At 55.8% G+C, this 930-nt stretch carries 1 protein-coding gene; it reads right to left on the bottom strand.

Going from position 1 to position 930, the window contains the following annotated elements:
- Window positions 1-169 precede the first annotated feature (169 nt).
- Complete coding sequence (locus tag AB4Y96_RS26380; RefSeq protein WP_091883940.1) at window positions 170-916, bottom strand: arginyltransferase; 747 nt, start codon at window positions 914-916, stop codon at window positions 170-172.
- Between the last annotated feature and the right edge of the window lie 14 nt (window positions 917-930).

Here is a 930-nt window from a genome sequence, read left to right on the forward strand (position 1 = left end):
ACAAGCTCACCATGAGGGAGAGTGTGGATGCAACGATAATCTCCAAAGTTGCAGAACTAGACTCCCTGCACGCACCACTCTCCCTCATGGTGAGCTTGTCGAACCACGAACCGCCAACCACGAAGTTGCAAGCTTAACGCGTGGAGCAACACACAATGGGAAACCCTGATTATTCCCGGCGTTCCCAGCCTTTTGGCCCGAGATGTTCCTGCGGCTTATAGCGGATCTTGTATTGCATCTTGCGCGAGCCCTCGACCCAGTAACCGAGATAGACATGCGGCAGGCCGGCGGCGGCGGCGCGCTGGATGTGATCGAGAATCATGAATGTACCGAGAGAGCGGTCGGCGTAGTCAGGATTAAAGAACGAATAAACCATGGACAATCCATCGCCCATGATGTCGGTCAGCGCCACGGCTATCAGTTCGCCTTCGCCTTTTTTGGTGATGAAGGAATCCGGCCCCCGGCGGCGATATTCGATGATCTGGGTCGGAACATGCGTATCCTCGACCATCATCGCATAGTCGAGCACGGTCATCTCCGACATGCCGCCCTTGTTGTGGCGTGCGTCAAGATAACGGCGGAACAACGTATATTGCTCGGTGGAAGGCTCTGCCTGATGAATATTGCCGATCAGGTCCCGGTTACGATTCCAGACCCGGCGCATCGACTTTTCCTGCTTGAACTCTCCAGCAAGGATGCGCACCGAAACGCAGGCCCGGCAATTCTCGCATGCCGGACGATAGGCAATGTTCTGCGAGCGACGAAAACCGCCTTGCGTCAACAGATCATTCAGCTCACTCGCGCGTCCGCCCACCAGATGCGTAAAAACCTTGCGCTCCAGTTGCCCTTCCAGATACGGACAGGGCGAGGGTGCTGTCAGGAAAAACTGCGGTGATTGCTGCGGTTGATGCGTCATTCGTTATCCTGGAC

Source organism: Phyllobacterium sp. TAF24 (genome assembly GCF_052113785.1).
GTDB lineage: Bacteria > Pseudomonadota > Alphaproteobacteria > Rhizobiales > Rhizobiaceae > Phyllobacterium.

Bases quoted from the DNA above. Each gene is read 5' to 3' on its own strand.
- AB4Y96_RS26380 (WP_091883940.1), bottom strand. From the start codon at position 916: ATGACGCATCAACCGCAGCAATCACCGCAGTTTTTCCTGACAGCACCC.